The organism is Ferrovibrio sp., assembly GCF_002796975.1.
Lineage (GTDB): Bacteria > Pseudomonadota > Alphaproteobacteria > Ferrovibrionales > Ferrovibrionaceae > Ferrovibrio.
In genome coordinates, this window is record NZ_PEKV01000005.1 from 817,414 (window position 1) to 823,413 (window position 6,000).

The 6,000-nt window shown below is 62.8% G+C and carries 7 protein-coding genes; 3 read left to right on the forward strand and 4 right to left on the reverse strand.

Features of this window, described 5'->3' with window-relative positions:
- Positions 1-121 precede the first annotated feature (121 nt).
- A complete protein-coding gene (locus tag CTR53_RS08830) occupies positions 122-988 on the reverse strand; it encodes a MaoC/PaaZ C-terminal domain-containing protein (RefSeq protein WP_290811532.1) in 867 nt (288 codons plus the stop codon).
- A gap of 102 nt (positions 989-1,090) precedes the next feature.
- On the opposite strand from CTR53_RS08830, the gene CTR53_RS08835 reads away from it, so the two are divergent.
- Complete coding sequence (locus tag CTR53_RS08835) at positions 1,091-1,942, forward strand: crotonase/enoyl-CoA hydratase family protein (protein WP_290811535.1); 852 nt, start codon at positions 1,091-1,093, stop codon at positions 1,940-1,942.
- Positions 1,943-1,946: 4 nt separating this feature from the next.
- Here CTR53_RS08835 and CTR53_RS08840 read toward each other — a convergent pair whose 3' ends face one another.
- Positions 1,947-2,369: a PaaI family thioesterase gene (locus CTR53_RS08840; protein WP_290811538.1), complete on the reverse strand. Its 423-nt coding sequence runs from the start codon at positions 2,367-2,369 to the stop codon at positions 1,947-1,949.
- Positions 2,370-2,499: 130 nt separating this feature from the next.
- On the opposite strand from CTR53_RS08840, the gene CTR53_RS08845 reads away from it, so the two are divergent.
- Entirely contained in the window at positions 2,500-3,690 is a 1,191-nt protein-coding gene (locus CTR53_RS08845; protein WP_290811541.1) for an acyl-CoA dehydrogenase family protein, read from the forward strand.
- A gap of 34 nt (positions 3,691-3,724) precedes the next feature.
- The gene (locus CTR53_RS08850) at positions 3,725-4,852 is read left to right on the forward strand and encodes an acyl-CoA dehydrogenase family protein (protein ID WP_290811544.1); all 1,128 of its coding nucleotides are present in this window, start codon (positions 3,725-3,727) and stop codon (positions 4,850-4,852) included.
- Positions 4,853-4,944: 92 nt separating this feature from the next.
- Here the strand turns inward: CTR53_RS08850 and CTR53_RS08855 are convergent, their stop codons facing one another.
- Together CTR53_RS08855 and CTR53_RS08860 are read right to left on the reverse strand one after the other, a co-directional pair.
- On the reverse strand, positions 4,945-5,592 hold the full coding sequence (locus CTR53_RS08855; RefSeq protein WP_290811548.1) for a glutathione S-transferase family protein: 648 nt from the start codon (positions 5,590-5,592) through the stop codon (positions 4,945-4,947).
- A 25-nt stretch (positions 5,593-5,617) separates the two neighbouring features.
- Positions 5,618-6,000, reverse strand: a 383-nt coding sequence (locus CTR53_RS08860; RefSeq protein ID WP_290811551.1) for a DUF1428 domain-containing protein, incomplete at its 5' end; no start/stop codon positions are given.

Below are 6,000 nucleotides of genomic sequence, written 5' to 3' on the forward strand. Positions count from 1 at the left end.
TGCCCTCTCCCACTTGTGGGAGAGGGAGGGCCCCGTCGCGCAGCGGCGGGAGGGTGAGGGTTTTTAAGAGATCCTTCCCGATAAAGCCCGCGCCGTTTTCACACCGGCAATGCTGCAGACCCTAGCCGCGCAGCTCCACCCGTCCGTGATCCAGCACCACAGCATCGCGTTCCATGACGCGGGCGCGGAACGAGACGATATTCCCGTCGCGCCAGATTTCCGTGTGGATCGTCTCGCCGGGGAAAACCGGCGCGGTGAAACGCGCATTGATATCGGCGATGCGCGAGGGATCGTGGTCGCAGGCGGCTTTCACGACGGCACGCACGGCGATGCCGTAAGTGCACAGCCCATGCAGGATCGGACGCGGGAAGCCGGCGGCGGCGGCGAAGGCCGGTTCGGCATGCAGCGGATTGCGGTCGCCGCAGAGGCGATAAAACAGCGCCTGGTTCGGTTGCGTCTTCAGCGTCACGCCGGCGTCAGGTTTGCGATCCGGGATCGCATGCGGCTTGGGCGGCAGCTCTTCGGGCTTGCGCACCGGGCCGCCGAAGCCACCGTCGCCGCGCGCGAATGTCGTCGACAGCAGCGTGACCAGCTTCTCGCCGCTGGCGGCATCGCTGATGGTGTTTTCCACCAGCATGATGGCGCCTTTGCCTGCGCCCTTGTCGAACACATCCCTGATGCGGATTTTCGCCTTCACGCGGCCAGCGGCCGGCAGCGGCTTGTGCATGGTGATGCGCTGCTCGCCATGCACCACCATCACGTAGTTGATGCCGGTGCGCGGCGTCCAGCTGTCGTCCCAGCAGATCACGGTGGCGAGGCTCGGCAGCGCTTTCAGGTTCTTCTCGAAGACGAAGGGCAGTTCGTCGAGGTCCATCGAATCCTGACCCATGCCGGTGCTGAGCGCATAGAGCATGGTTTCGCGGTCAGTGTAGCTGACTTCGCGGACCGGAATGTCGAGCGCGAGCAGTTCGTCATAGACAATCGGCATGGTTCCTCCCTTAATTCTCGCCGGGATATTTTGTGCGACTCTAGCGGCGCTGACCGCGCGTCGCCAGCCTTGACGTAACGTCAGGGATCAGGAGAAGACGTCATGAGCTACAAGACCTTCGATTTCACTGTCGCCGACCATGTCGCGCAGATCGTGTTCAACCGGCCCGACAAGGCCAATGCGATGATCCTGTCGTTCTGGCAGGAAATGGTGGATGTCTTTGCCGAGATCGACGACCGGACCGACATCCGCGCCGTGGTGATTTCCTCCACCGGCAGGCATTTCACCGGCGGGCTCGATCTGTCCGCTTTCGGGAATATCGCGGGCGACATGCTGACTGGCGACCGCGGCCGGGTCGGCGAGCAGTTCCGCCGCGCGGTGGCCGAGATGCAGGAAAGCTTCGCGGTGATCGACAAGTGTCGCGTGCCGGTGCTGGCGGCCATCCAGGGCGGCTGCGTCGGCGGCGGCGTCGACCTGATCTCGGCCTGCGACATGCGCTATGCCACCGCCGATTCCTGGTACTGCATCCAGGAAATCAATATCGGCATGACCGCCGATGTCGGCACGCTGCAGCGCCTGCCGCATCTGATCCCGTCGGGCCTGGTGCGCGAACTGGCCTATACCGGCCGCCGCATGGCCGCGAATGAGGCATTACAATCCGGCCTGGTGAACCAGCTGTTCGACAGCCAGGACGCCATGCTGGCGCATGTGCTGGAGGTGGCGCGCACGATTGCAAGCAAGTCGCCGCTCGCCATCCATGGCACCAAAGAAATGCTGAACTACACCCGCGACCATAGTGTGGCCGATGCGCTGAACTACATGCAGGTGTGGCAGTCCGGCATGTTCCTGACCGCCGACCTGATGGAGGCGATCACCGCGCAGCAGCAGAAGCGCGAGCCGACATTCGCCGACCTACTGCCGGCCAAAAAGATCGTGCGGAAAGGGCGGCGTTAAAGCATCAGCCCTGGCCGAGCACCTTCCAGATGCCTTCGGCAGTCAGCACGGTCCTGTCGCCCACGGTTGCCGCGCCGTGGATGAAGATCAGGCTGCGGGTCTGGCGCACGATGCGGCCGCGCATCTCCAGAAAGTCACCGGGCTTCACGGCGGCGATGAACTGGTTGTTCAGCGACACGGTGGCGCAGGCGACGCGGTCCACCGCGTCCCAGACCATCCAGCCCAGCACGTGGTCGGCCAGCGTCATCAGCATGCCGCCATGTACCACGCCGCGCGAATTGGTATGGCGCTCTTCCGCCAGCAGGGCGTAAGCCGAACCGTCCGCTCCGTCTTTTTCGCGCTTCACCCAGATGGGGCCGACCTCCCGGGTAAACGGCCCCTGGCCCGAACGCTGTTTCCAGCCTGCTGCTGCAGGATCAAAAGTCATCACACTGTCCTTCCGTTACAGCGCGACTTGATCAAGCGAATCACGTCTTTGCAAGGCCTTCCGCAGCGTCACGCGCTTGCCTGAATTCTCCAGTGGTCCTAACGTTGCGGCCGCTACAGGGAGAAACGCCATGGATCTCGAATTCACGGCCGACGAACGCGCCTTCCGCGATGAGGTGCGCACATTCATACGCAGCAATCTGCCGCCCGCACTGGCGGAGAAAACGCGGCAGCGCATCCATCTCGACAAGGCCGACTTCGTCGCCTGGCACAAGATTCTGCATGCGCACGGCTGGGGCGCGCCGAACTGGCCGAAGCAGTATGGCGGTCCGGGCTGGACTCCCGTGCAGCGCTACATCTTCGATGAGGAATGCGCCGCCTCGGATGCGCCGCCGCTGGTGCCGTTTGGCATCAGCATGGTCGGTCCGGTGATCTACACCTTCGGCACCGATGCACAGAAGCAGCACTACCTGCCGCGCATCGTCAGCATGGCAGACTGGTGGTGCCAGGGTTATTCCGAACCGGGCTCGGGTTCGGACCTCGCGTCTTTACGCACGCGCGCTGACAGCGACGGCGATCATTACGTGGTGAACGGCCACAAGATCTGGACCACCCAGGCGCAGCACGCGAACATGATGTTCTGCCTCGTGCGCACCGATCCGGATGCCAAGCCGCAGGAGGGCATTTCCTTCCTGCTGCTCGACATGACCGATCCCGGCGTGAAGGTGCGTCCGATCATCTCGATCGACGAGGGCCACAGCGTCAACGAAGTGTTTCTCGACAATGTGCGTGTGCCCAAGGCCAATCTGATCGGCAAGGAGGGCAAGGGCTGGACCTATGCCAAATTCCTGCTCGGCAATGAACGCACCGGCATTGCCGAGGTGGCGACCTCGAAACAGCGCCTGAAGCGGCTGAAGGAAATTGCCCGCGCCGAACAGGCCTGCGGCCGCCCGCTGCTGGAAGATGCCGATTTCAGCGCCAAGGTGGCTGCTGTCGAAATCGATCTGCTGGCGCTGGAATATACCAACCTGCGCATGCTGGCCGCCGAGAATGCCGGCAAGGGCGTGGGGCCGGAGGCCAGCATGCTGAAAATCCGCGGCTCGGAAATCCAGCAGAACCTGAGTGAGCTGGCCTGCGAGGCGCTTGGTTATTACGCCGCGCCGTATGAGCATCGTCCGGATGGCTCGAACCAGCCGCCGGTCGGGCCTGACTACGCGCAGGGCCGCATGGAAAGCTATCTCTATTATCGCGCCACCACGATCTACGGCGGCTCGAATGAAATTCAGCGCAACATCATCGCCAAGATGGTGCTGGGCCTCTGATCGCGACGAAAGCTAAGACAGGAAAGAACGTCCCATGGATTTCCAGTTGTCCGAAGAACAGACCCTGCTGGCCGACAGCGTCGAAAGCTGGCTGCAGGACAAGTATGATTTCGAGCGCTGGCGCAAGCTGGTGAAGACCGATCTCGGCTACGCGGAAGAGAACTGGAAAACGATGGCCGAACTCGGCTGGCTCGCCATCCCGCTGCCGGAAGAGGCCGGCGGGCTGGGCGGCGGTGCAGTCGATGCCATGCTGCTGGCCGAGCGTTTCGGTCGCCATATGGTGGCCGAGCCGTATTTCTCCACCGTGATCCTTGGCGCCGGCCTGATCCAGGCGGCGGGCGACGATAAGCAGAAGACTGAATGGCTGCCGGCCATCGCCGAAGGCAAATCGAAATGGGCCTTCGCCCATGCCGAACATGGCTCGCGCTTCGCGCTGAATGAAACCCGCACCAAGGCCACGAAGAACGGCGACGGCTGGACCTTGAGCGGCAGGAAGATCGTGGTCTGGGATGCGGCCAGCGCCGACCGGCTGGTCGTGCTGGCGCGTTCGGCCGGTGGCGAGACCGACGCGAAAGGCCTCGGCCTGTTCGTGGTCGATGCCTCGGGCGCCGGCGTGGCGCGGCATGATTACCGCACGGTCGACAATCGCCGCGCGTCGGATATCCAGTTCGATCATGCCCCGGTGCTGGCCGTGCTGGGCGATCCGGCCCATGCGATGCCTGCGGTCGAGGCCGTGATCGATCAGGCGATTGCCTATATGGCGTCGGAAGCCGTCGGTGCGATGGCGGCGCTGCATGAGACCACGCTGGCCTATGCCAAGACCCGCAAGCAGTTCGGCCGTCCGATCGGCGACTTCCAGGTGATCCAGCATCGCCTGGTCGACATGATGATGCAGGTGGAAAGCGCCCGCTCGCTGGCGCTGCTTTCGGCGCTGAAGGCTGCTGCCGAGCCGAAAGAGCGCGCCAAAGCGGCGGCGGCTGCCAAGGTGCAGCTTGGTCGCTCAGGAAGGTTTGTCGGCCAGCAGGCCGTGCAGATCCATGGCGGCATGGGCATGACCGACGAACTCAATGTCGGCCATTACATGAAGCGGCTGATGATGCTCGACACCACCTTCGGCAATGCCGATTTCCACCAGCGGCGCTTTGCTGCGCTGGGAGATTGATCGCCGGTCATCCAACCGGAGAGCGGTGAGGGCCGGTATAACAACCGGCCCTTTGCTTTTCCGGGCATGGCCGTGAGCCGTCCGGGACGGCTTCAGTCCATCGGTCGGGTATTGATCGCCAGCTGGGCCTCGAAAGCCCGCCTGTAGGCAGGTCGCGCTTCGCCGCGGGCAACATAGGCGCTCAGGTTTTGATATTCGCCGAGAAGACCCGATGGTTTCAGCCTGAGCAGTACCGATATCATCATCAGGTCGCCCGCGCTGAATGCGCCGTCAAGCCAGTTGGCATCACCGAGACGGTCGGACAGTTGCTTCAGCCGGAGGCATACGCGCTCCTCGACCAGCGGCAGACGTTCCGCACTCCAGGATCTGTCGCCCTCGACGAGCTTCGCAATTCCCAGTTCGAGGATCGGAGGCTCCACCGTGTTGACCGCGGCAAACATCCAGGCCATTGCCCGCGCACGCGCATTGCCGTCATCCGGCAGCAGGCCGGCATGACACTGGGCGATATGGAGGACGATCCCGCCTGTTTCGAATAACGCCAGATCGCCTTCCTCATAGGTCGGAATCTGACCGAAGGGATGAAGCGCAAGATGTGCGCGTTCCTTGAGGGCGCGGAACGAAACGAGGCGCACCGCATAGGGCTGTCGTACTTCTTCAAGCGCCCAGCGAACGCGCGTGTCGCGCGCCAGTCCCTTGCCGCCGTCGGGCGACCGTTCAAAGGCGGTAATGGTAATGGTCATCCGGACGCTCTTTCTGCCCGGTCAATCAGCCCAGATCCTGGTATTGCACAATCGTCTTGAAGCCGCCGAAGCCCATGCGTTTGACATCGAAGGGCATCTTCTTCGGATCCGGACACATCGCATCCATGCGCGGATCCTTCATGATCTTTGCATTCACCTTGTCGCGCTGTGCCTTCGACTTGTAGATGATGAAGGAAAACACCGGCACCTCGCCTTTCTTCAGCTTCATCAGCTTGGGGAAGGGCAGGCCGAAGGCCGGATTCATGTCGTCGCCGGCGCATTCGTAATAGGCGAGCGCACCATATTCCTGCCAGATCCTGCCGGCCTTCTTCGACATCGCCTGATAGGCCTTCAGATTCTTCTTCGGCACCGGAACCAGGAAACCATCCACATAACTCATCGCGTTTT

Bases quoted from the DNA above. Each gene is read 5' to 3' on its own strand.
- CTR53_RS08830 (WP_290811532.1), bottom strand. From the start codon at position 988: ATGCCGATTGTCTATGACGAACTGCTCGCGCTCGACATTCCGGTCCGC.
- CTR53_RS08835 (WP_290811535.1), top strand. From the start codon at position 1,091: ATGAGCTACAAGACCTTCGATTTCACTGTCGCCGACCATGTCGCGCAG.
- CTR53_RS08840 (WP_290811538.1), bottom strand. From the start codon at position 2,369: ATGACTTTTGATCCTGCAGCAGCAGGCTGGAAACAGCGTTCGGGCCAG.
- CTR53_RS08845 (WP_290811541.1), top strand. From the start codon at position 2,500: ATGGATCTCGAATTCACGGCCGACGAACGCGCCTTCCGCGATGAGGTG.
- CTR53_RS08850 (WP_290811544.1), top strand. From the start codon at position 3,725: ATGGATTTCCAGTTGTCCGAAGAACAGACCCTGCTGGCCGACAGCGTC.
- CTR53_RS08855 (WP_290811548.1), bottom strand. From the start codon at position 5,592: ATGACCATTACCATTACCGCCTTTGAACGGTCGCCCGACGGCGGCAAG.